Source organism: Amycolatopsis sp. CFH S0740, assembly GCF_004522315.1.
GTDB lineage: Bacteria > Actinomycetota > Actinomycetes > Mycobacteriales > Pseudonocardiaceae > Amycolatopsis > Amycolatopsis nivea.
The window spans coordinates 148327-171566 of sequence record NZ_SDLS01000015.1 but is presented as its reverse complement, the minus strand read 5'-3'; the positions used below and the strand labels follow the sequence as shown (position 1 = coordinate 171566).

At 69.0% G+C, this 23240-nt stretch carries 23 protein-coding genes and 2 tRNA genes; 18 read left to right on the top strand and 7 right to left on the bottom strand.

Going from position 1 to position 23240, the window contains the following annotated elements; translation table 11 throughout:
- Positions 1-65: 65 nt before the first annotated feature.
- On the bottom strand, positions 66-536 hold the full coding sequence (locus EIZ45_RS25120; RefSeq protein ID WP_009085935.1) for an Lrp/AsnC family transcriptional regulator: 471 nt from the start codon (positions 534-536) through the stop codon (positions 66-68).
- 203 nt (positions 537-739) lie between these two features.
- Here EIZ45_RS25120 and EIZ45_RS25115 point away from each other — a divergent pair, with 203 nt between their 5' ends.
- Positions 740-1738: a beta-ketoacyl-ACP synthase III gene (locus EIZ45_RS25115; RefSeq protein ID WP_037807209.1), complete on the top strand. Its 999-nt coding sequence runs from the start codon at positions 740-742 to the stop codon at positions 1736-1738.
- Between the two features lies 1 nt (position 1739).
- Here the strand turns inward: EIZ45_RS25115 and EIZ45_RS25110 are convergent, their stop codons facing one another.
- Positions 1740-2930, bottom strand: a complete 1191-nt coding sequence (locus EIZ45_RS25110; RefSeq protein WP_134664067.1) for an FAD-dependent monooxygenase — start codon at positions 2928-2930, stop codon at positions 1740-1742.
- 74 nt (positions 2931-3004) lie between these two features.
- Here EIZ45_RS25110 and EIZ45_RS25105 point away from each other — a divergent pair, with 74 nt between their 5' ends.
- Entirely contained in the window at positions 3005-3451 is a 447-nt protein-coding gene (locus tag EIZ45_RS25105) for a MarR family winged helix-turn-helix transcriptional regulator (protein WP_205669993.1), read from the top strand.
- 41 nt (positions 3452-3492) lie between these two features.
- Here EIZ45_RS25105 and EIZ45_RS25100 read toward each other — a convergent pair whose 3' ends face one another.
- Positions 3493-4965, bottom strand: a complete 1473-nt coding sequence (locus tag EIZ45_RS25100; protein ID WP_037807674.1) for an adenylate/guanylate cyclase domain-containing protein — start codon at positions 4963-4965, stop codon at positions 3493-3495.
- 89 nt (positions 4966-5054) lie between these two features.
- Here EIZ45_RS25100 and EIZ45_RS25095 point away from each other — a divergent pair, with 89 nt between their 5' ends.
- Entirely contained in the window at positions 5055-5543 is a 489-nt protein-coding gene (locus EIZ45_RS25095) for an FBP domain-containing protein (RefSeq protein WP_043837735.1), read from the top strand.
- Positions 5544-5572: 29 nt separating this feature from the next.
- On the opposite strand, the gene EIZ45_RS25090 is transcribed toward EIZ45_RS25095, so the two are convergent.
- Positions 5573-6385 carry a class I SAM-dependent methyltransferase gene (locus EIZ45_RS25090; RefSeq protein WP_134664065.1) on the bottom strand — a complete coding sequence of 271 codons (813 nt, stop codon included), beginning with the start codon at positions 6383-6385 and terminating at the stop codon, positions 5573-5575.
- 82 nt (positions 6386-6467) lie between these two features.
- Entirely contained in the window at positions 6468-7166 is a 699-nt protein-coding gene (locus tag EIZ45_RS25085; RefSeq protein WP_037807218.1) for a FadR/GntR family transcriptional regulator, read from the bottom strand.
- A gap of 77 nt (positions 7167-7243) precedes the next feature.
- Here EIZ45_RS25085 and EIZ45_RS25080 point away from each other — a divergent pair, with 77 nt between their 5' ends.
- Together EIZ45_RS25080 and EIZ45_RS25075 are read left to right on the top strand one after the other, a co-directional pair.
- Entirely contained in the window at positions 7244-7588 is a 345-nt protein-coding gene (locus tag EIZ45_RS25080) for a VOC family protein (RefSeq protein ID WP_134736074.1), read from the top strand.
- A 366-nt stretch (positions 7589-7954) separates the two neighbouring features.
- Entirely contained in the window at positions 7955-8716 is a 762-nt protein-coding gene (locus EIZ45_RS25075) for a sulfite exporter TauE/SafE family protein (protein WP_134663931.1), read from the top strand.
- Here EIZ45_RS25075 and hisC read toward each other — a convergent pair.
- Positions 8709-9767 (bottom strand): histidinol-phosphate transaminase, encoded by a 1059-nt coding sequence (gene hisC, locus EIZ45_RS25070; RefSeq protein ID WP_037807227.1) that lies wholly within the window; start codon positions 9765-9767, stop codon positions 8709-8711. The genes EIZ45_RS25075 and hisC overlap by 8 nt on opposite strands.
- A gap of 104 nt (positions 9768-9871) precedes the next feature.
- Here hisC and EIZ45_RS25065 point away from each other — a divergent pair, with 104 nt between their 5' ends.
- From EIZ45_RS25065 to EIZ45_RS25025, 9 genes are all read left to right on the top strand, one after another.
- Complete coding sequence (locus tag EIZ45_RS25065; protein WP_037807230.1) at positions 9872-10504, top strand: dienelactone hydrolase family protein; 633 nt, start codon at positions 9872-9874, stop codon at positions 10502-10504.
- An 85-nt stretch (positions 10505-10589) separates the two neighbouring features.
- Complete coding sequence (locus EIZ45_RS25060) at positions 10590-11480, top strand: zinc-binding dehydrogenase (protein WP_134663929.1); 891 nt, start codon at positions 10590-10592, stop codon at positions 11478-11480.
- Between the two features lie 11 nt (positions 11481-11491).
- Positions 11492-12100, top strand: a complete 609-nt coding sequence (locus EIZ45_RS25055; protein WP_134663927.1) for a TetR/AcrR family transcriptional regulator — start codon at positions 11492-11494, stop codon at positions 12098-12100.
- Positions 12097-14076 carry an acetoacetate--CoA ligase gene (locus tag EIZ45_RS25050; RefSeq protein WP_134663925.1) on the top strand — a complete coding sequence of 660 codons (1980 nt, stop codon included), beginning with the start codon at positions 12097-12099 and terminating at the stop codon, positions 14074-14076. Before EIZ45_RS25055 ends, EIZ45_RS25050 begins: the two co-directional genes overlap by 4 nt.
- A gap of 46 nt (positions 14077-14122) precedes the next feature.
- Entirely contained in the window at positions 14123-15832 is a 1710-nt protein-coding gene (locus tag EIZ45_RS25045) for a phosphatidylglycerol lysyltransferase domain-containing protein (protein ID WP_037807237.1), read from the top strand.
- 66 nt (positions 15833-15898) lie between these two features.
- Positions 15899-15988: transfer RNA gene (locus EIZ45_RS25040), tRNA-Ser, on the top strand.
- A gap of 42 nt (positions 15989-16030) precedes the next feature.
- Positions 16031-16104, top strand: a tRNA-Arg gene (locus tag EIZ45_RS25035).
- Positions 16105-16253: 149 nt separating this feature from the next.
- A complete protein-coding gene (locus EIZ45_RS25030) occupies positions 16254-17042 on the top strand; it encodes an IclR family transcriptional regulator (RefSeq protein ID WP_134663923.1) in 789 nt (262 codons plus the stop codon).
- Positions 17043-17152: 110 nt separating this feature from the next.
- Positions 17153-18034, top strand: a complete 882-nt coding sequence (locus EIZ45_RS25025; protein ID WP_134663921.1) for a fumarylacetoacetate hydrolase family protein — start codon at positions 17153-17155, stop codon at positions 18032-18034.
- Here the strand turns inward: EIZ45_RS25025 and EIZ45_RS25020 are convergent.
- Complete coding sequence (locus EIZ45_RS25020; protein WP_134663919.1) at positions 18021-19199, bottom strand: glycoside hydrolase family 88 protein; 1179 nt, start codon at positions 19197-19199, stop codon at positions 18021-18023. The genes EIZ45_RS25025 and EIZ45_RS25020 overlap by 14 nt on opposite strands.
- A gap of 254 nt (positions 19200-19453) precedes the next feature.
- Between EIZ45_RS25020 and EIZ45_RS25015 the strand changes: the two genes are divergently transcribed.
- The 4 genes from EIZ45_RS25015 to EIZ45_RS25000 all read left to right on the top strand — a co-directional run bounded on the left by EIZ45_RS25015 (position 19454) and on the right by EIZ45_RS25000 (position 23239).
- Positions 19454-20377 (top strand): dihydrodipicolinate synthase family protein, encoded by a 924-nt coding sequence (locus EIZ45_RS25015; RefSeq protein ID WP_167756552.1) that lies wholly within the window; start codon positions 19454-19456, stop codon positions 20375-20377.
- Positions 20374-21381, top strand: coding sequence for a LacI family DNA-binding transcriptional regulator (locus EIZ45_RS25010; protein ID WP_134663915.1), 1008 nt, complete (start codon positions 20374-20376; stop codon positions 21379-21381). Before EIZ45_RS25015 ends, EIZ45_RS25010 begins: the two co-directional genes overlap by 4 nt.
- 84 nt (positions 21382-21465) lie before the next feature.
- A complete protein-coding gene (locus tag EIZ45_RS25005) occupies positions 21466-22782 on the top strand; it encodes an MFS transporter (protein WP_134663913.1) in 1317 nt (438 codons plus the stop codon).
- On the top strand, positions 22775-23239 hold the full coding sequence (locus EIZ45_RS25000) for a MaoC/PaaZ C-terminal domain-containing protein (RefSeq protein ID WP_134663911.1): 465 nt from the start codon (positions 22775-22777) through the stop codon (positions 23237-23239). Before EIZ45_RS25005 ends, EIZ45_RS25000 begins: the two co-directional genes overlap by 8 nt.
- The last annotated feature ends 1 nt before the right edge of the window (position 23240 follow it).

The following is a 23240-nucleotide window of genomic DNA, read 5'->3' as shown; positions in this document are numbered from 1 at the left end:
CGATCGGTTGCATCAGGCCGCGAACACGTAACGCCGGACACAGAACCCTTGCGTTTCCGCGCAGGTCAGGAAAGCGGCAGCGTGAGGCCCACTTTGACCCGGTCCATGGCCACGCTCGTGGTGAAATGCCGGACGTTGGGGTTGTCGAAGAACATCCGCCGCGCGAAATTCTCGAACGCCGCCATGTCCGGGCAGGTGACCACGAGGACGAAGTCCGCGGTGCCGGTGACGTAGTAGCACTGCTGCACGCAGTCGTCGGCGAGGACCTGGGCGCGGAAGCCGTCGAGCACCGCCAGGCTCTCGCGCTCCATCTCGACCATGACGACGAACGTCATGTCCAGTCCGAGCGCGGCCGGGGACAGCACCGCGACCTCCTTCTCGATCACTCCGGCTTCGCGCAGCCGCTTGATCCGCCGCTGCACGGCCGCGGCGGACAGGCCGACTTTGGACCCGATGACCTCGGCGATCGTGCGGGCGTCGGTCTGCAGGCAGGAGAGGATGGCGAGGTCAAGCTGGTCCAGGTCGGGAGTGCGCACACTTCAGGCTAACCGGGCGGACCGACAAAAAGCCTCGGGTTTATCACGCCGCCGAGACGCTGGTCGCAATACCTCCTATCGAGCGAATGTGGAAGAGGTCTCTTAGTGACGTGGAACACAACTGACCGGTCTACCCAGGGGTAGGCCATACAAGGGAGGCAACCGGCGACGTCCGCCAACAAGCCGGTCTGGGAGGTTCCGCCATGAGCGCTGTCCGGTCGCGCCACCGTGCCGCAGTCGTCGCCGGGATCGGCGGCGCGCTGCCCGAGCACGTGGTGACGAACGACGAGATCGCGGCCCGCCTGGACACCAGCGACGAGTGGATCCGCACCCGCACCGGGATCCGCGAGCGCCGCCGCGTCGCCCCCGGCCAGTCCACAGTGGATCTCGCCGAGGAGGCGGGACGGGCGGCGCTCGGCCCGGACGGGCACGCGGACGCCGTCGTGCTCGCCACCTCCACCGCCGACCAGCTGTGCCCGGCCACCGCGCCGCAGGTGGCGGCCCGGCTCGGCCTCGGCACGGTGCTGGCTCTCGATGTCAACGCGGTGTGCAGCGGCTTCATCTACGCGCTCGCCACCGCGGCCGGATTCATCGCGGGCGGGATGGCCGAGCGGGTGCTGGTGATCGGCGCGGACGTCTTCACCTCGCTGGTCGACCCGGACGACCGCACCACGGTGCCGATCTTCGGCGACGGCGGCGGCGCGGTGCTGCTGCGCGCGGGCGAGCCCGGCGAACGCGGCGCGCTCGGCCCGTTCGACCTGCACAGCGAGGGCGAACTGGCCAAACTGCTGTGGGTCGAGGCGGGCGGTGCGGCGCAGCGGGTGCCGGAGAACCCGAAGGACCGGTTCATGGTCATGCAGGGCACGGCCGTGTTCCGGCAGGCGTGCGCGCGGATGGCGGAATCCTCGCGCGCGGTGCTGGAAGAGGCCGGCTGGATGGTCGGCGACGTCGACCGGTTCGTGGGGCACCAGGCGAACATCCGCATCCTCCAGGCGACCGCGAAACAGCTCGGCATGCCCGCGGACGCGGTGGTGTCGAACATCGAGCGGGTCGGCAACACCAGCGCGGCGTCGATCCCGCTGGCGCTCGCGGACGCGGTCGCCGACGGGACGCTGACGCCGGGCCACCGGGTGCTGCTGACGGCGTTCGGAGCGGGGCTGACCTGGGGTTCGACGGTGCTGACCTGGCCCGAGCTGCCCTGAGCTACGCGTACTCCGGCAGCGCGATCGCTTCCGAACGCGGCTTCTCGAACCGTCCAGCGACCTTGCCCAGCCGCTGCGCCAACGGCGTGCTCGCCATCCGCAGCGCGGCGTGGAGCGCGGTCCGATGCGCCCGCGACCTCGGCATCGTCACCTGCGGCGCGCCGGGGAAGAGCCGCTGCGCCTCGGCGACCAGCGGCCGCATCCGGTGTTCGTATTGACCGAACGCCGCCCGCGGGTCTTCGTGCGCCATGAGCTCTCCGGCCAGGATGTACGCGCCGGTCAGGGCGAGCGTCGTGCCCATGCCGCTGATCGGTGAAGCGCAGTACGCGGCGTCGCCGAGCAAGACGATCCGGCCTTGGTGCCACGTCGGCAGTTTCGTCTGGCCGACGCCCTCTAGGTACAGCGAGCCGTTGTCCATTTCAGCCAGTACGCGCGGCCCTTCCCAGCCGACGTCGGCGTACGTCTTGCGCAGCACGGACACGGTGTCTTCGGGGGTGAGCCGGTCCAGTCCGCGCACGTCGGACAGGAAGAACAGTCCGGCGCGCATCGTGCCGACGTTGTCCGGACGCAGGAACAACATCCGGCCGCGACCGCAGAACATCGTGCGCCACCAAGCGTTGTCGGTGGCGATGCGCGGGATCGCGAGGTGTGCGGTGTAGAGGCCGAGTTCGTGCGGACGCGCGTCCGGCATCAGCATCGCGCGGGTGCGGGAGCGCAGGCCTTCGGCGATGACCACGGCGTCGAAGCGCTGGGTTTGGCCGCTCTGGAAGTCGACGTCCACGCCGGTGCCGTCGTCGTGCAACGCCTGGATCTGGTCTCCGAATCGATAGGTCGTCTCGCCGGCAGACTGCTCGTACAGCAGTCTCGACAACTGGCCGCGCAGGATTTCGATCTCGGCCGTCCCGCCGCCGGAATCGCCCTCGCCGGCGCGGAACTCGGCGACCACGCGGCCGTGTCCGTCCACGAACCGCGTGCCGACCTCGCCGGTGTGCGCGTCGCGGACTGCCTCTTCGAGCCCCATCTTGCGCAGCACCTGGCGGCCGACGCCGCGGATGTCGACGTTCTGGCCCTCCTCGCGCAGATGATCGAACCGTTCGACGATGGTGACGTCCCAGCCGGAGCGCGCGAGCCGGGAAGCGAGCGCGGGACCGGCGATGCTGGCTCCGGAGACGAGAAGACTGCGACGGGTCATGGTGCTCCTCCTTGCCGTTGCTCAGGTACATAGATAATCTATCTATTAGTTTCTCTACTGACAAGGAGGGCCGCGTGGACGAGAACCAGGCAGCGCTCGCGAACATGAACGAGACGACCTTCGCGGTGCGCGACGTCATCGAGGCCAGCCGTGACCTCATGGCGCGGATGGCGAAGAGCGTCGAGATGAACGCGAACGACCTCACCGCGATCGCGATCCTCAACCACCAGGGGCCGATGGGGCCGGTGGAACTGGGCCGCCGCCTCGGGATCAGCGGACCGTCGGCGACCACGCTGGTGGACCGGATGGAAGAGGCCGGTTACCTGGCGCGCGTCCGCAGCGACACCGACCGGCGGCGGGTGGCGGTCACGGTCACCGATGCCGCGCGCGAGATCGCGGCGGCGGTGTGGCGGTCGCCGATCGAGAAGCTGGACGCGGTGTCGCGCACGCTCAACGCGGCGGAAAGCGCTGTGGTGCGGGACTTTCTGGCCCGGATCACGGAGGCGATGAAGGCCTCGTGAGTGGCGATGCCGGTTAGAACCGGCGTTGCCACTCACGAGCGCTAGGTCGTCCAGGTCCGGGTCTCGCGATGGCGGCCGCGGAGGTGGAGTTCGCCGTGCAGCCGCCAGTGTTCCCGTTCGCCGCCCAGCGCGGCTTTCACCGTCGTTTCGCTGGCGAGCACCCGCGACGGAACCGCTTTCGCGTGTTCGGTGAGCCGCGCGGCCTCGTTCACCGCGTCGCCGATCACGGTGTACTCCAGGCGGCTCGAAGCACCGAGCTGCCCGGCGAAAACCTGTCCGGTCGCGACGCCGATCCCCAGGTCGAGTTCGCCTTCCGCCAGCACCGCGTCGCGGATCGCGCGGGCCGCGGCGAGCGCCATCGTCGGGCCGTCGGACAGCCGGGTCGGCGCGCCGAAAACGCACAGCGCGGCGTCGCCCTGGAACTTGTTGACCAGCCCGCCCCGAGCGTCCACCGCGGACACCACGCTCGCGAAAAACCGGTTCAGCTTCTCGACCAATTCCTGCGGCGGAGTGCGCGACGCGAGCGCTGTCGAGTCCACGACGTCCACGAACAACGCGGTGACCTCGCGGACGTCGCCGGAGAGCGAAGCGCCGTATTCGAGCGCGTGCCGGGCGACGTCGGTGCCGACGTGGCGGCCGAAGAGGTCGCGCATCCGGTCCTGTTCGCGCAGGCCGGCGGCGAGGTCGTTGACCGACGTCTGCAGCATCCCGATCTCGCTGGAATCGTCCACGTCGACGTGCACGTCCTTGCGTCCGCGCGCGATGCCGTCCAGCGCGATCCGCAGCCGGTGCAGCGGCGCGGCGACGGCGCGGGACAGGAGCGCGGTGCCGATCGCGCCGGTCGTCAGGCCGGTCACGGACAGCACGATCAGGCTCGCCGTCGGGTTTCCGTTGCGGCCGAGATCGGGCGGCGTGGTCACGAGCAGCACGCCGATCAGCGGCACGCCGCTCGCCAGCACCCACGTGACGACCAGCCGGGTCAGCACTGTGACCGGCAGCGAACCGCGCGGCGGCAGCACGTCGAGCGCCATCGTCATCACCGGCCGCGCGACCCATTCCGCGGCCAGGTAGGTGAGCCCGACCGTGGTCAGCCCGCCGAGCCCGATGGTGAGCGCGATGCCCGCCGCGTCGCCGAGCGAACCGAGAACGCCGGCGAGAATGCCCAGCGCGAGCGCGCCGATCAGCCAGAGCGTGCCGCTCACCACAGCCATGTCGAACGGCAGCCGCAGCGCGCGTTTCGCCTCGTCCGCGGTCGGCGGGCGGCCGATCGTGAACCACACCACGGTGCGGCGCTGCAGGTAGGCGGTCCAGAGCGTGCCGACGATCAGGGCGAGCGCGACCACCCCGGCCGCGGTGACGCCGAGCACCCAGCCGCGGTCGTCGACGTCCTCCGGCAACCCCTGCAGGAGCAGCAGCAATGCGACGACTCCGGCACCGGCGACACTCGATCCGACGCCGAGCGCGGCGAAGCCCAGACTGGTGCGCAGAACCAGCCGGAACCTCCCCGCGATCATCGTGCGCACCCGCAGATCGTATGGGGTGGCGGGGCCGGGAGCGAAAAAAGCTGTCGCCGCCGCGGCGGAGCGATGGTTAGCGTGGCCGTATGCAACCGCTCGACCCCGCTGAGATCCGCGCCTCGTTCGTCAACTGTTCCCGCGGGGAAGCCAAGTCCGTCACGCTGCCCGCGGACGTCCCGTGGGAGAAGCGCGACTTCCTCGGCTGGCGCGACGTGAAGGCTCCCGGCCGGGCGTACCTCGTCGTGCCGCACGGCGAGGAGCTGATCGGCCTGTCGCTGCGCGCCGCGCCGCCGGCGAAATCACGGGTGCGCAGCAACATCTGCGCGTTCTGCACCACGACGCATCCGCTCGCCGACATCACGCTGTTCAGCGCGCGGCTCGCCGGGAAAGCCGGCCGCGACGGCAATACGGTCGGCACGTATTTGTGCGCCGACCTGGAGTGCAGCGCGTACCTGCGCGGCGAACTCAAGCCCGCGGTGCCGCAGCCGAAGGAGACGCTCACGCAGGAGGAAGCCGTCGAGCGGATGAACGAGAAGATCAGCCGGTTCGTGGCGCGGGTGCTGGAAACCCGGTAACCGCCGTTGCCGCGGTTCCGGTCAGGGGTTCAGAAATCCCATTCGGCGATCCGGCCCATTTTCCGGATCGCCGGGAACAGCGCCGACGCGCGCAAGGCCAGCCGGGACCCGGCCGGGATCTTCGCGAGGACTTCGTCGCTCGCCCACTCGGTCGCGTCCAAACAGGACACCAGGCGCAGGCCGTAGCGCTCGAGTTCGTGCGGATCGTCGATGCCCCAATGCAAAGTCGCGCCCGAGCGGCGGACCACCGGGTTGATCATCTGCGCCTTGACGCCGAGCGAGCTGAAGAAATCGGCCACGATCCGGCCGGACGGGAACCTGCCGACGAGCCTGCGGACCAGTTCGGTCCCGGACTCCGCGGTGAGGTACATGGTGAGCCCCTCGGCCACGATCAGCGCCTCGCGGTCGCCGGGAACCTGGTCGAGCCAGCCGAAATCGGTGACCGACGAGCCGATCATGGCGTACCCCGGGCGTTCCGGGTAGATCCGGCCGCGGACGTCCACGACCTCGGGATAGTCCACGTCGAACCAGGCGACCGAGGGCGGCGGGTCGAGCCGGTACACGCGGGTGTCCATCCCGCAGCCGAGGTGCACGACGATCGCGTCCGGGTGCTCGGCGAGCCACCCGGCGGCCATCGCGTCGATCGCGCGCGCCCGGATCGCGACGGAGACCGAGGAGTTTTCGTTGACGCCGAGCTTGCTGAAGTCGTAGTCGATCTTTTTGACCGCTTCGTCCGCCGCGGTGTCACCGAGGATCGGGTCTTTGCGGCGAGCGTCGAGGGCGCGACCGTACAGCGTGCCCAGGTTGGTCGCCTTCTCCTCGGTGAAGTGCACTTTCTCCACGGCCGGACCCCCTTGGTATCAGTCTTTTTATAAACTTGTGAATACTGTAGCGCTGATCGCGCCGTGTTGCGCGGGTGCTGATTCAGGAAGACGCGTAGTCGTGGGCGTAGGTTTTCGCGTCCAGCAGGTGTTTGAGCGTGATCTCGCGCGCCGCGGCCGCGTCCGACCGGCTGATGGCGTCGAGGATCGCGCGGTGCTCGGCGACGGCCTTGCGGATCTGCCCAGGAAGCCGCAGGGCAGCCCGGCGTTCCTCGCCGACCAGCGCGAGCACCGAACGGAGCAGGTCCGCGACGTCGTCATTGCCCGCGTTGCCCGCGATCACCCGATGGAACTCGGCGTCCGTCGCGATGACGCGCAGCATGTCCCCAGCCGCCGCGGCCTCCTCCATCTCTGCGACGTTGTCCGCGAGCCGCTGCACGACGCGCGGCGTGTGCTGCGTCGCGAGCCGCTCGGCGAGGGTCGGCTCGACGGTCGCGCGGAGGTCGAACAGCTTCTCCACCAGCTGTTCGTGCTCGGAAAACCAGCTGCTCAGTGGGCTTTCCGCAGTGCCCTGCTCGCGGACGTAGGTGCCTGACCCGGCGCGGATCTGGACGTAACCGATCGAATCCAGGACCCGCAACGCCTGCCGCAACGACCCGCGGCTGATGCCGAGCTGCTCGCACAGCGCGCGTTCCGCGGGCAGGCGCGAGCCCGGCGGGAGCTCGCCCGAGTCGATCATCGTGCGCAGATGGTCGACCGTGGCGCTCCAGACCTGCTCGGATTCGTGGGCCACGCCGCCCATCCTGGCAGCTGGCGACCCGAGCCGCGCGAAATTGTCGGTGGCGGGTGTCACGATCGTTGGCGGGAAAGGGAGGGATCATGACCGCGAAGTTCAAGGATCTGGCACTGGACGCACTCGACCACCAGGCACAAGCCGACTGGTGGTGTTCGACGCTCGGCTACGTCCGCCGAAGCCCGCCCGGAGAGAGCCCGCCGGACTGGCCGGTCGCCATCGTCGACCCGGCCGGGGAGGGTCCGTTGCTCTGGCTGAACCCGGTGCCGGAGCGCAAGACGGTGAAGAACCGGATGCACCTCGACGTGTGGGGCGATCCGGCCGAGCTGCGTGCCGCCGGAGCACGGATGGTGGCGGAGCGGGGCGAGGACCGGGCGTGGTGGGTGATGGCGGATCCGGAGGGGAACGAGTTTTGCGTTTTTGAGCGGTGAGGTGCTGGTCGGTGAGGCGCTGGTCGGCGGTTGAGGCGGGGACGTGGACGGAAGGAGGGGTGCGGAGGGAGAAGCTGGTGCGGACGGTCGGCGCGGGTGAAGTGCGGGCCCGGTAGGCGAAGTGGGACGTGCGCTGGCGGACGTGTGTCGGCTCGCGGGTGATGCCGTCGGGTGTGCGGGCGCGACGGAGGTTTCGGCTTGCGAGCGATGCCGTCGGGTGTGTGCACGGCAGGCAGCCGGTGAGATGAACCCAATCCCATCCCTGAGCCTCCCCGTGCCCCGAGGCGGTCCCGTCAAGTGTCTGACCGGACACATCGCGTCGCCGGGTGTCGGGGGTGCTGCTTAGGGTCAGCGGGTGAGTGCTTTATGACCTGGTGGCATGCCGTCGTCATCTTCATTGCCGGGATGTGGGCCGGGACGATCAACACCGTCGTCGGTTCCGGGACGCTCGTGACCTTTCCGGTGCTCGTCGCGCTGGGGTATCCGCCGGTGACGGCTACGACGTCGAACGCGGTCGGGCTCGCGCCGGGGACGATCAGCGGGGCCTATGGCTACCGGCATGAGCTGGTCGGTTACTGGCCGCAGGTGGTGCGGTTCGCGGTCGCCTCGTTTTTCGGGGCCATCGGCGGCACCATTCTCCTGCTGACGCTGCCCAAGGACGCCTTCGAGAAGATCGTTCCGGTGCTCGTCGGGCTCGCCGTCGTGCTCGTGATCGTTCAGCCGAAGGTGTCGAAGTGGGTGCAGAAGCGCCGCGAGGCCAACGGGCGCGAGCATCACGCCGGACCGTTGCTGTTCGGGCTGCTTTTCGTCATCGGCATCTACGGCGGGTACTTCACCGCCGCGCAGGGCGTGATGATGATGGCCGTCATGGGCATGCTGCTGTCCGAACCGCTGCAGCGGCTCAACGGCGTCAAGAACGTGCTGTCCGCGGTCGTGAACATCGTCGCCGGCACGATTTACGCGTTCGTCGCCCCGGTGAGTTGGCCGGTGATCGGGCTGCTCGCGCTCGGGTCCACGATCGGCGGGCAGCTCGGGGCCAGGATCGGCCGCAAGCTGCCGCCCACCGTGTTGCGCGGCGTGATCGTCGTGATCGGGCTCGCCGCGGTCGTGCAGCTGGTGCTCAAATAGCGCGGAATTCCTTGGCCGCGGCCAGGAACAGGTCGTTCTCCTCCGGCGTCCCGATCGTCACGCGCGCGCCCTCGCCGGGGAACGGGCGCACGATCAGCTTCCGGTCCAGCATGTGCTCCGCGAAGGCCGCGGTGGCGTCGCCGAGCGGGAACCACACGAAGTTCGCCTGGGTCGGCGGGATCTCGTAGCCCATTTCCAGCAACGCGTCCCGCACGCGGGTGCGTTCGGAGATGATTTCCTGGCACCGGGCGAGCAGTTCGTCCTCCGCGTCGAGCGACGCGATCGCGGCCACCTGCGCGATGCTGTTCACCGAGAACGCCACGTACACCTGCTGCAGCGCCTGCGCGATCGGCTCCGGAGCCACCGCGTAACCGACCCGCAGCCCGGCGAGTCCGTACGCTTTCGAGAACGTGCGCAGCACCGCCACATTGCTGTGCGTCCGCGTGAACTCGACGCCGTCCGGCACCTCGGGGTCGGTGACGAATTCCTTGTACGCCTCGTCCAGCACCACGAGCACGTGCGGCGGCACCGCTTCGAGGAACCGCTCGATCTCGTCCCGGTGCAGCACGGTGCCGGTCGGGTTGTTGGGGTTGCAGACGAACACCAGCTTCGTGCGGTCGGTGATCCGCGCCAGCATCGCGTCGAGGTCCAGCCCGTGCTCCGGCGTCAGCGGAACCTTCACGCCCGTCGCGAGCGCCACCTGCACCACGATCGGGTAGGCCTCGAACGACCGCCAGCCGAACAGCACCTCGTCGCCGGGACCGCACAGCGCCTGGATCATCTGCTGGCACAGCGAAACCGAACCGCAGCCGATCGCGAGGCGTTCGGCAGGCACGTCCAGCCGCCGCGAAAGCCGCTCGCGCAAAGCCTGGGAACCGTTGTCCGGGTAGCGGTTCACTCCGGTGACCGCAGCCGTGATCGCCGCCTGGACGCTCGGCAGCGGACCGCCGGGCACCTCATTGCTCGCGAGCTTGACGGCCCCTTCGATCGTCCGGCCAGGGACGTACTTCGGCAACGAATCGAGGTCAGGGCGGGGGGCGAGGGACGGCATCGTCGGAACTCCTCGGTTTTCACGGGACGACGGGGTCACCGTATCTCGCCCCGGCGGATCCGGAAAGGTTCCCAATGTTCACCCAGAGGTGATTGCATGAGGCGATGACGTCGACGACCACCGTGGATCACCAGCGTACCGACGGCAGCACCCTCCGCCTCACCTTCGCCGAACCCGACGGCGCTCTTCGCGGCGGCCTGGTGGTCCTGCACGAGGGCGACGGGGTCACCGACGGCGTCCTGCTGCTGGTCAAAAGCCTTGCCGGCGAAGGCTGGCTCACCGTCACCCCGCACATCGAATCCGGCGAAAAGCTCACCCAGCGCGACCTGCTCGACGCCACCGACCGCACGCTCGAATGGCTCACCGACCGCGGCGTCGAGGCCGACCTGCGCGGCGTCGTCGGCTTCGACCTCGGCGGCACGGCGGCGCTGGTAGTCGCCTCGCACCGCAAGTTCGGCGCGGCGGTGAGCGTCGGCGGCCAGGCGGTGGCGGAACTGCCGAAGCTGCTGGAAATCGCCGGACGCGTGACCAGCCCGTGGCTCGGCATGTACGGCGATGCCGGGGACGAGGCGGGCGAGGCCGAGGTGGAGCAGCTGCGCGAGGCCGCGGCGTCGGCCAAAGTCGCGACGAACGTCGTGCACTATCCGGGTGCCAACCACCGCTTCGACGCCGATCCCAGCGCGGCGGAAGAGGCTTGGCAGCGCACCCTCGACTGGTTCAACGCGCACCTCCGCTGATCTTCGGCAGCACCCTTGACGGGTCGCTGCGCACTCGCATAACGTTCCGATCCGGATCGAAACGTTAACGCGAGAGGAACCACCTGTGAAAGCGGTGCTTGTCGAACCCCAGCAGCGACTCGTCCTGGCCGATACCCCTGACCCGGCTCCTGGCCCAGGGCAAGCCGCCGTCGAGGTCGAGGCCATCGGCGTCGGCTACTTCGACATCATGAATCTGCGGAATGGCACCACCTCAGTGCCGGGCGTCGAGGTCGTCGGCCGGATGCGGGACGGGCGGAGAGTGCTGGCGCTGGTCCTTTCCGGCGGCTACGCCGAGCAGGTCGTCGCCGACGCGGACCAGCTGTACCCCGTGCCCGAAAACCTCGATCCGGCCGACGCGGTCGCTCTCGGCGTGAACGCGATGGTCGCCGAGAGCGCGGTGCATCGGGCTGGGGTGGCACCTGGCGAACGGGTGCTCGTCCGCGGCGCGAGCGGCGGGATCGGCGTGCTCGCGACCCAGATCGCCCACGCTCGCGGTGCCGAGGTCACCGCAGTGACGTCCTCGGCGGAGTACGGCGAACGGCTCCGGACTCTCGGTGCCGCGAAAATCGTCGACCGCACCCGCGAGCGTCCCGAGGAGACTTACGACGTCATCATCGACACCGCGGCTGGCCCGCAGGTCCGGGAGCATCTGGAACTGTTGCGCCCCAACGGTCGCTATGTCCTTTGTGGAGGAACGGCGGGTGTCCCGGAACCGGAAGCGTTCGAGCCGCTGATGCGCGATTTCCACAAGTCGCCGACGTTGTTCGCGTTCAGCCTGACCTCGGTGCCGCCGGAAGAACGCCGGAAGTCGTGGGACCGCGTCCTCGAGCTCGTGGAAGACGGTCAGCTCGCCGCCGTGCGCGACCAAACGTTCCCGCTCGCCGGCGCCGCGGCTGCCCTCCAGCACGTGGAGCAGGGGAAATCGTTCGGTAAGGTCGTGCTGCTCAACGGATAGCGGGAGAATTCATGGCGCGCCAACGCGACGAGCGGATCGACCACGCCGTGCTGGTCGCGGTGTGCGAACTGGTCCGGGAATCCGGCTATTCGGCGCTGACCATGGAGGCCATCGCCCAGCGCGCGGGCACCACCAAACCCGCCATCCGGCGCCGGTGGAAAAGCCAGAAACACGTGGTGGTCGCCGCACTGGCGGAGGCGCGCACCGGGATCGCGGAGATCGACACCGGGTGCACCTGCTGCGATCTCGTCGGCCACCTCGACGCACTCCGGATCGGCCTGGAGGACCCGGTCTTCGGCCGCGTCCTCCCGGCGCTGGCCGTTGACCTGGCGGACGACCCGGAGCTGCGGGAGGACTTCCTGACCTCGTTCTGGGCCCCGCGCCGGGAGGCCTGCGTCGTTTCCCTGCGCAAGGCCGAGGAGCGCGGGGATCTCCAGCCCGGCCAGGACGTCGACCTGCTGCTGGACCTGTTCGCCGCCCCCGTCGTGTTCCGCGCGCTGTTCGGGCACCAGGACCTGACCCGCGAGTTCGTCCTTGACGTCGTCCGCGCGCTGCTGTCCGGAGTGGGCACGGTCGAAAAAGGACTTTGCGCGCATGCCGGGGTTAGCATCGGCGAGTGACCGAGAACGCCGCTGTTCCCGAGGTGCTTTGGCGACCCGACCCGAACCGGGTCGCTGACTCGAAGATCGAGGCCTTCCGCCGATGGCTGCGCGAGCAGCGCGGCGTCGACCTTGCCGATTACGCCGACCTGTGGCGCTACTCGGTCGAGCAAGTTCCGGAGTTCTGGACCGCGGTGGCGGAGTTCTTCGGCGTGCGCTGGCACGAACAGCCGCGGGAAATCCTGTCCGGCGCGATGCCGGACGCGAAATGGTTCGACGGCGGCACGCTCAACTACGCCGAACACTCGCTGAGCCCGGACACCGGCGGGGCCACGAAGGCCGACGACGAACTCGCGGTGATTTTCCACCGCGAGGACGGGCTCGCCGAGCAATTCACCTACGGCGACCTCCGCGCGCACGTCGCCGCCGCGCGCGCCGCGTTGCGTGCTTTCGGTGTCGGCAAAGGAGATCGCGTCGTCGCGCTCGCGCCGAACTGCCCGCAGACGCTCATCGCTTTCCTCGCCACCGCCAGCCTCGGCGCGATCTGGTCGTCGTGTTCCCCGGACTTCGGGATCCGCGCGATCGCCGACCGGTTCACCCAGATCGAGCCGGAGGTGCTCATCGCGGTGAACGGATATGCTTACAACGGACGGAAATTCGACATCCGGGACACCGTTCAGCAGCTGCGCGACCAGATTCCGTCGATCGAAGCCACCGTTTTGGTGAAATACCTGGGCGACGGGACGCTGGACGGCGTCATCGACTGGAACGCGATGCTCGCCGAACACGCGGGCGGCGAGCTGGCGTACGAGCCGGTGGACTTCGCGCATCCGTTGTGGATCCTGTATTCCTCGGGCACGACCGGGCTCCCGAAGGGGATCGTGCAGGGCCACGGCGGCATCGTCGTCGAACACTTCAAGGCGCTGGGCCTGCAGAGCGGGCTCGAGCCGGGGGACCGGTTCTTCTGGTTCACCACCACCGGCTGGATGATGTGGAACTTCATCGCCTCCGGGCTTCTCGTCGGCGCCACGATCGTGCTGTACGACGGCAGTCCCGGCCATCCGGACCTGAACGCGCTGTGGCATCTGGCCGAACAGCACCGCGTCACCTACTTCGGCACGTCCGCGCCGTTCATCCAGAGCTGCCTCAAGGCGGGCCTCGCCCCGGCCGAACGCTACGACCTCAGCGCGCTGCGCGTGGTCGGCTCGACCGGTTCGCCGTTGTCCTCCGAGGGTTTCCGCTGGATCGCCGACGCGATCGGCCGGGACGTGCAGATCTGCTCGGTCTCCGGCGGCACCGACCTGTGCGCGGCGATCGTCGCGGCCGCGCCGGACGTTCCGGTGTGGCTCGGCGAACTGTCCTGCCGCGCGCTCGGCGTGGCCGCGGCGGCGTTCGACGACCACGGCGAGCCGGTGGTCGAGGAGGTCGGCGAGCTGGTGATCACCGAACCGATGCCGTCCATGCCGGTCTCGTTCTGGAACGACCCGGACGGTTCCCGGCTGCGCGAGGCGTACTTCGACACATACCCGGGTATCTGGAGGCATGGCGATTGGGTCAAGATCACGCGCCGCGGTTCGGCGGTGGTCTACGGCCGCAGCGATTCGACGCTCAACCGCGGCGGCGTCCGGATGGGCACCGCCGAGTTCTACCGGGTCGCGGAAGGGTTCGCCACGGTCGCCGACTCGCTCGTCATCGACACGTCGGCGGCGGGCAACGACGACGGGCAGCTGCTGTGTTTTCTCGTACTCGCGCCGGGCGCGAAGCTCGAAGAGGTAGAGCCTGACCTGCGGAAAGAGATTCGCGGTGCGCTGTCGCCACGACACGTACCCGATCGGTTCCTGGTCGTTTCCGAGATTCCCCGTACGTTGAACGGTAAGAAGTGCGAAGTACCAGTGAAGCGGATTCTCTCCGGAGTCGCGCCGGAGAGGGCGGTGAGCACGGACGCGCTGGCCAACCCGGCCGCGCTGGCCCCCTTTGTGGAGCTCGCCGCGGAGTGAACGCGCCAACGGGGGGAAGCATGGCAGGGCCGTGCGTGTTGCACGCGTGGTGACGGGGACACGCGCGCAGCACACTTGGCAGGCGGCAGGCGTCACGTCGGTCGTCGCGATCACGTGGGTGACCAGGCTGGCCGGGCTGCTGGCGATCGTGTCCACGGTCGTCCCGGTGGGCCGCGACGTGCGCGGCCACGTCGCCAAATGGCTGGAACTGCCGAGCGAAGCGACCACCGCGGCGGCCGCTGTGGCACTGGTCACCGGTGTGTTGCTGATCATGCTCGCCGCGGGGCTCCGGCGTCGCAAACGCCGCGCTTGGCAGCTGGCGGTCGGCTTCGCCGCGCTGCTGGCGTTGTCCCACCTCGGGCTGCGGCACGTTTTCGGCGCCGGCGTGGTGTCGATGGTGCTGCTCGCCGGGCTTCTCGGCACACGGCGGTACTTCATCGCCCGCCCGGACCCGACCGTCGGCCGCTGGCGCGCGCTGCGGGTGCTGCTGCAACTGGTGCTGGCCGGGTTCGTGCTCAACTTCGCGCTGCTGTCGGTCGCGCCCGCCCGGATGCTCGACCCGCTGAGCTTCGCCGACCGGCTGTCCCAGTCCGCGCTCGCGCTCACCGGCGTCAGCGGGCCCGCGGTGTTCCACGAGATGTGGTTCGAGGACCTGTCCGCGTCGATCGGGCTGATCTTCAGCATCACCGGCGTGCTGGTGTCGGCGTACTTCCTGCTGCGCTCGGCCGAACCCGCGCCGGAGCTGTCCGACGACGAACTCGCGCGGCTGCACGAGTTGCTGAAGCAGCACGGGGAGCGGGATTCGCTCGGCTACTTCGCGCTGCGCCGCGACAAGTTCGCGGTCTTCTCCAAGACCGGCAAGGCCGCCGTCACGTTCCGCGTGATCGCCGGCGTCGCGCTGACCTCGGCCGACCCGCTCGGCGACCACGAGGCCTGGCCCGGCGCGATCGAGGAGTACCTGGACATCTGCCAGCGCAACGCCTGGGTGCCCGCCGCGATGGGCGCGTCCGAACTCGGCGCGACGGTGTGGGCCCGGTTCGGCCTGGAGGTACTGGAAATCGGCGACGAGGCGGTCGTCGACACCCAGACGTTCACGCTGGAAGGCCGAGTGATGCGCGGCGTGCGGCAGGCGGCGTCGCGGACGAAGCGGGCCGGCTACAAGGTCCTGGTGCGCCGAGCCGAAGACCTGCGTCCCGGCGAGCTGCCCGAGCTGGTGCACCTGGCCGCCACCTGGCGCGGCACCGAAACCGAACGCGGGTTCTCGATGGCGCTGGGCCGCATGGGCGACCCGGGTTCGGTGATCGTCACCGCGGAACAGGGCGGACGCGTCCGAGGCGTGCTGCAGTTCGTGCCGTGGGGCGAGCGAGGACTGTCGCTGGACGTGATGCGCCGGGACCGCACCGTCGACAACGGCGTGAACGAGCTGATGATCTCGGAGCTGCTGCTGTACTCCCGCGAGCACGACATCGACCACGTGTCGCTGAACTTCGCCGCCTTCCGCGCCCTGATGGAACAGGGCCAACGCATCGGCGCCGGCCCGGTCGCGCGCCTTTCGGCGAAAGTCCTGCACTTCTTCTCGCGCTGGATCCAGATCGAAAGCCTCTACCGGTTCAACGCCAAGTTCCAGCCCCGGTGGGTCCCGCGGTATCTCGTCTACCCCGGCGTCGGATCCCTCCCGCGCGTCGGCATCGCCACCTTCGAAGCCGAGGGCCTCGGCGGCCGTTCTCCCTGGTTGCGGCGGGTGCTGCAGCGTTGAGGGGGGTGCCTTCCGGAGGGGCTGGAGGGGTGTGTAACCTATCTGAGCAGTGGTCGTTAGGACCCAGGAGGCTTCGCCTAGTCTGGTCTATGGCGCCGCACTGCTAATGCGGTTGGGGGTAACCCCCCCTCCCGGGTTCAAATCCCGGAGCCTCCGCTGGTGCCTGTTTCGGCAGGTGCTAGGTTAACAACTGAACACGCGCCCGTAGCTCAGCTGGATAGAGCATCTGACTACGGATCAGAAGGTCAGGGGTTCGAATCCCTTCGGGCGCACTGTCTGGTCGAGACAGTATATCCAGGTCAGGGGCCTCGTTTTCACTTGTGAAGACGAGACCCCTGCCTGTGTTGCTGTCCACGGACTGAACCGCGGGGCCGCGTCCAGCTATGCTGAATGCCATTCAGTACAACTGGAAGGACTGGATGTGGCGGAATCACCGGTGCGCAGCGTGGACAAGGCGCTCGCCGTACTGCAGCTGCTCGGGGAGAAGGGACCGGACGGTCTGTCCCTTGTGGACATAGCGCAGGCACTCGGCAGTCCCAAGAGCGGGGCTCACCTTACCCTGTCCGCGTTGCGGCACCGCGGTTTCGTCGCGCAGGACCGGGAAAGCGGCCGATACCGGCTCGGCGGCGAGACGTTGCGGGTCGCCGCGTCCTACGAGGAGAAGCTGAGTTTCCGCGCCAGCCTGCTGCCCTTGATCAGGCGGTTGTCCGAGGAGATCCGCCAAGTGTGCCACGTCGGCATCCTGGACGGCGCGGACATCATCTACCTGGAGAAGGTCGATGCCGACCGGTCGGTGATGGTGGGCTCGAAGATCGGCGGTCGCAACCCTGCGGCGAGCACTGCGCTCGGCCGCGCGGTGCTCGCCTGCGACGAATGGAACACTGGGGCGTTGCGAGCCCAGCTGGGGGGCACAAAGGCAGGTCCTCTGCCCGGACTCAGCTGGACCCACCTGCATGACGCGCTGGAGCAGGCGCGGGCTCGCGGCTATGCGCTCGACCTCGAGGAAAACGAGCCTGGGATCGCCTGCGTCGCGGTTCCGGTGCTGCTCAACGGAGTTCCGTGCTGCGCGATCTCGGTCTCCACGCTCGCCGGGGAAACCGGTCCCGATACCCTCGCGGGCTACGTGGAGCGGTTGCACGCTCTCGCGGCGCAGTACCTCGTGCCGCCGCTCCAGCTCCCGCCGCGCCCGGTGGGTGCCCGGCCCCGCTGACCCGCGCCCCCGCGTTGACGGGCTGCTCGTGGGCCCGTAGTGTCTGACTGATACTGAACGGCATTCAGTATCACTGAACGACGAAGTTGTTGAAGCGTAAGGGGAAAAGCGTGACCCATCTTGTCCGATTCGCCGAGCTCGAGCGGCCGGCGGACAACCGCGTCGGGGTGCTGGACGACGAAGGTGCGCACCTGCGCGCCCTCCCCGTGGGCAGCATGAGCGAGCTGCTCGGCCGGCCGCTGGCGGAAATCCGGGAGCTGGTCGCCGCGGCCGCCGGCGCCCCGGCCGTGCCCGCGTCCGGTGCGCGGCTGCTGCCGCCCCTCGACGGGCGAATGGAGGTGTGGGCGGCCGGTGTGACCTATCGCCGGTCGGAGGAGGCCCGCCGCGAGGAAAGCGCGGACGAGGACATCTATGCCCGCGTCTACCACGCCCCACGGCCCGAACTGTTCTTCAAGTCCATGGCCTGGCGGGTGGTCACCGAGGGCCAGCCGATCGTCATCCGGGTCGACTCGCCCAACAACGTGCCGGAGCCCGAACTCGGGCTGCTGCTGACGAGCCGCGGCGAAATCGCGGGCTACCTGGTGGTCGACGACGTCAGCTCGCGCAGCATCGAGGGCGAGAACCCGCTGTACCTGCCGCAGGCGAAGATCTACCAGGGCTCCTGCGCGGTGTCGGCCGGCGTGCGGCCGGCCTGGGAGATCGACGACCCGCTGAAGCTGGACCTGAGCATGCGGATCCTGCGCGACGGGCGGGAAGTGTTCAGCGGACACGCGAACACCGCCGAGATGAACCGCAAGCCGGCCGAGCTGGTCGAGTACCTCTTGCGGGACAACGTCCACCCGGATGGGGCGGTGCTGTCCACCGGCACCTCGATCGTGCCCGAGCTCGATCTCGGCCTGGCCGAAGGCGATGTGGTCGAGATCGAGATCGGCGAAGTGGGCACGCTGCGCACCCCGGTGGTACGAGGCGCGGGCAACCTCAGCCGGGATTGACCGCCCGGTCCGGGACGAGGTCGGCGACCCCGCGCACCAGTGCCAGCGCGGCGAGGTAGTAGTAGTCGCCGTACGGCAGGGGTCCGTCCATCCCGAGCCGGTGGGGCGCCGAATAGCAGGCGTGGGCGAGCACGCCGACCTCGTCCTGGAAGAGCGCGTCGCGCCGTAGCGCGCGCAAGATGCGGGTCAGCCGGTCTTCCGCCCCCACCAGACGAGCCAGGTCCGGGTCCTTCCGCAACGTGAGAGCGAGGCCGTAGCAGACGATCGCGGCGGCCGACGAGTCCCGGATGCCGGTGTCCACGACCAGGTCGTACGGGGTCAGCGCGTCGATGTCGTGGCTTCCGCAGTAGAAGTCGAGCAGCCGCGCCGCGATCCGGCCGTACTCCGCCGAACCGGTTTCGCAGGCCATGGTGAGGTAGCCGGCGATTCCCCACGCCTGACCGCGGGTCCAGCAGGAGTCGTCGGCCGCTCCTTGGAACGTGCCCTGCCAGAACGCCTCGCCGTCGTCGCCGATCCTTGCCAGGTGGTAGGTGGAGCCGTCCGGGCGCAGCAGGCTCCGGGCGGTCCGATCGGCGTGCGCGCGGGCGATCTCGGCCCATTCCGGTGCCCCGGTGTGGTGGTGCGCCCACCACAGCAGCGGTAGGTTCATCATCGTGTCGATCGTGCTGGTGGGCCGGGACCGGTCCTCGCCGACCGCGCCGAACGCCTGCAGGTGACCCGAACCGGGTACCTGGCGCTCCGCCAGGACCTCGGCCGCGCGCAACGCCGAGGACGCCGCCGTCGGATCGCCGAACAGCCGGGCGACCAGCGCCGCGCTCGGCCAGAAGATGAACCCGATGTCGTGCGTGCCGTGGTCGTCCACCCGGCAGTCCAGCTTGGCCGACAGCGTTCGTGCCCGCTCGACGAGGCCGTCGTCGGCGCAGCCGAGCTGGGCGAGGTGCAGCATCGCCCCCGCCCAGAACCCGGTCGTCCAGTTGCCGTGGTCGTAGTCCGTGCCGACCCACCGGCTGGCCTCGTCGATGGGGCGGTAGACCCAGCGGCCGTGCTCGGCGTAGTGCGCGGCCCGGTCGGCGCCACCGCCGAGCACCGCGCCGGTCACCCGCCTGCCCATTTCTTCGATTTCTTCCGTGGTCGGCAGGAAATCGCCGGTGATGTGACTGTCCATGACTCTCCTGTGGCTGAAGCGAGGTCGACGAGGCGACGGATTTCGCTTTCCGGGAAAAGGGCGACCGTGATCAGATTCGTTCAGCAATGGTGAACGCAATTCGGTAGTGATGATCAAAGGCTAGGCAACCGCTACGGCCGAGTCAACCCGCTCGGCGATCGTCGAGCGAAGGTCGAACTGCCTCTTGACAACTTCGGTGTTCGTCAGGGTATGGTCCACGCAATCCATTGCGCAACCGATTGCGGAGAGAGTCAGTGGACCTCAACGGAGTAATTCCGGCCAACATCCTCCCCCTCGACGACGACCTCTCGATCGACGTCGAGGCCTACCGCAGGCACGTGCGGCACCTGGCCGGCGTCGACGGCGTCGTGGCCATCACCTGCAACGGGCACGCCGCCGAAGTGAGCAGTCTGGACCGGGCGGAACGGCAAAAAGCCGTCGCGCTCGCCGCGGAGACAATCAACGGAAAAGTGCCACTGATTTCCGGCGTCCACGCGGACAACCATATCCAGGCGGTCGAGTACGCCCGGGACGCGAAAGACGAGGGCGCGGACGCGCTGCTCGTCTTCCCGCTGCCGGCGCTGGCGCTGGGCGGCAGCCAGGAGATGGCCTACCGGCACGTGGCCGAGCTCGCCGCCGCGACCGGTTTGCCGCTCGTGCTGTTCTCCTATCCCGAGTTCACGGGGATGCACTACGACCTGGACACCTTGGCGCGCCTCTGCTCGCTCGAGCAGGTCGTCGCGGTGAAGGAGTGGAGCCTCGACCTGCGCAAGCACGAGGAGACCCGCCGCGTGCTGCAGGGGCTGGACCGGCCGCTCTCGCTGCTCACCAGCTTCAGCACGAACCTGCTACCAGCGCTGGCATCGGGCGCGGACGGTATCCTGTCCGGGCACGGTAGCGTGATCGCCGACCTGCAGGTCCGCCTGCTGGCCGGGGTCCGGGCGCACGACCTCGCCGAGGCCGAGCGGCAGTACGCCCGCATCCAGGCGCTCACCAGGGTGGTCTACCGGGCGCCGATGGCGAACATGTACGCCAGGATGAAGGAGCACCTGATCATGCTCGGGCACGAGCTCACCCCTGCGGTGCGTCCGCCGCTGGAGCGGGTGAGCGAGGCCGAACGCGGGCAACTGCGGCAGGCGCTCGCCGAGGCCGGGCTGCTGCCGACGGGCGCACGATGACCGGAGGCGCTCGACCGGGCACCGCCAAGGCGGTCGCCGAGCTGGCCGGAGTCTCGGTGACCACCGTCTCCCGGGTGCTCAGCGGCCAGGCGTCGGCGATCCCGCAGGAGACGCAGGACCGGGTGTTCGCCGCCGCGCGCCAGCTCCGCTACCGGCCGAACTCCCTGGCGCGGGCCCTGCGCAAGGGCACGACGCAGAGCATCGGCCTGATCGTGCCGGACATCTCCGACGCCTACTTCCACCAGGTGGCCCGCGGGGTCGAGGACGTCGCACAGGCCGCGGGCTGCGTGGTCATCCTGACCAACACCGATCGCGTGCCCGCCCGCGAGGAAGCCTGCGTGAACCTGCTGCTGGACAAGCGGGTCGACGGCATCGTGTTCGCCGGCGGCGGGATCGACGACGACACCCACCTCGAGGGCTTCGACTGGAGCTCGACCAGGGTGGTCACGATCGGGCCGCACCAGCTGCCCTTCCCGTCGATCACCGTGGACGACTCGGCCGCCATCTCCGGCGCCGTGCACCACCTGGCGGAGATCTCGTGCCGCCGCATCCTGTGCCTCGCCGGGCAGCCCAACTGGCTGGTCACCCAGCGGCGGCTCGCGGGCTACCGGCAGGCGGTCGCGGAACTGGGCCTCGACACCGGCCCGGATCTCGTCTTCTATGGCGATTTCACCGAGTCGGCCGGCGAAGAGCTCACCGCCAAGGCGCTCGCCGCCGGCTCGTTCGACGGCGTCATCGCGTTCAACGACTACGCCGCCATCGGCGCGATGCACGCGCTGGCGTCGGCCGGCGTCCGGGTGCCCGACGACGTCGCCGTCATCGGCTGCGACGACATCCCGGTGGCCCGGATGGTGCACCCGGCGCTGACCAGCGTCAGCTTCTCCCAGTACGAATTCGGCCGCAATGCCGCGGAGATGATCCTCGGCTCGGACCCGCTCCCGGCAGGCCAGCGCATCACGTTCCCGCACGAACTCCTGCGGCGGCACAGCACCGCCCGCCGCTGACCGGTCCATTTCGGACCGTTTCCGTCACCTCCGACCCCCGATCCACACCGACACTGCCCTTCAGTGTGGAAGGAGCACGCCCTCATGTCCTTGCAGACAGCCATGTCCAACCGCCGCTACCGGGTGGCCATCGCGATCTCCTTCGCGTTCTTCGTCGCCTACTTCGACCGGACCAACGTGTCGGTCCTCATCGCCAACAAGGAGTTCACCGACACTCTCGGCATCACCGGCAACAAATTCGCCCAGGGCCTGCTGATCACCGGGTTCCTGTTCCCCTACGGCCTGTGCAACTTCTTCACCGGGCCGCTCGGCGACAAGATCGGCGGCCGGCGCGGGGTGATCTGGTCGATCATCGCCTGGACCGTCCTGATGTGCGCGATGGGCCTGGTCTCGAACTTCGTCGTGATGCTCGTCCTGCGCGTCGTGCTCGGGCTCGGCGAGTCCATCATGACCCCGTCCTGCAACATGATCGTCGCCGAATGGTTCCCGGACCGGGAACGCGCCCGGGCGAACTCGGCCTGGCTGGGCGGCCTGTTCCTGGCGCCCGCCGTCTCCTTCCCGGTCATCGTGTGGATCGTCAACGTGTTCGGCTGGCGGGAGAGCTTCTTCGTGCTGGCGGCAGTGGGCGTTTTCGTCGCCCTGCCGATGATGTGGCGGTGGACCGCCAACCGCCCGGAGGAGATGGCCGGGGTGTCCCCGGCGGAACTGCGCCACATCCGGGACGGTCAGGCGAAGCCGTCCGACCCCGAGCCGATCAGGGCCAGCCTGCGCAGGCTGTTCTCGAACTACCGGTACTGGATCTGTGTGTTCTCCTACATGGGATACGGTCTCGGGTTCTGGGGCATCAGCACGTTCGTGCCGTCCTACCTGGAGCACGAACGCCACCTGGGCTTCACCTCGTCCGGCACCTTCGCCGTGATTCCCTGGCTGACCGCCGCCGTGCTGAACCTGGTCGGCGGGATGATCGGCGACCGGATGCCCCGCGGCCGGGTGCTGCTGTGGTCCGGCGGCTACGTCCTCGGCGCGCTGCTGTCCTATCTCGGCGTGGCCACCGGGACGGTCGGCATGTCGGTGGTGTTCATCTCCGCGGCGGTCGGCTTCCTCGGCTTCACCCTGGCACCGATGTGGTCGGTCATCCAGGAGCTCACCCCGCGCGGCACCACCGGCCTGGGCACCGGCATCGCCAACGGCGTCTCCTACATCGCCTCGGCCTTCGGCCCGGCACTGGTCGGCGCGCTGGTGGACAGCTCCGGCTCCTACAACCTCGGCTTCTTCCTGCTGGCCGGCTTCCTCGTGGTCACCGCACTGGCGCTGGCACCGCTGTGGCGCGGGCACGTCAAGCGCGGCGACCTGGCAGGAGTCCCTTCCACCGCAACGAAAACGGAGGCTCACCATGACTGACGGCACCACCGCCACCCACCTGGTTCCCATCTCGTCCGAACTCGCCGAAGGCGCCTTCGCGATCGGCCGCACGACCACCTTCACGAAGACCGTCGGCGAGAGCGACATCTACCTTTTCGCCGGTGTGAGCGGGGACCTCGGCCCGAACCACGTGAACGAGGAGTACATGAGCGCGACCCGGTACGGGCACCGGATCGCGCACGGCGTGCTCATCGTCTCCTACATGTCGACCTGTTCGACGAAACTCATCGAGGAAGCGGGCAACGAACCCGCCGTGTCCTACGGCTACGACCGGGTCCGGTTCGTCAAGCCCGTGTTCATCGGCGACACCGTGACGGTGACCTACACCGTCGCCGAACGCGACGACGAACGCGGTGAGATCAGGTCCCAGGTGACCGCGAAGAACCAGCATGGCGACGTGGTCGCGGTCGCCACCCACATCCTGCGGAGGGTCTGAA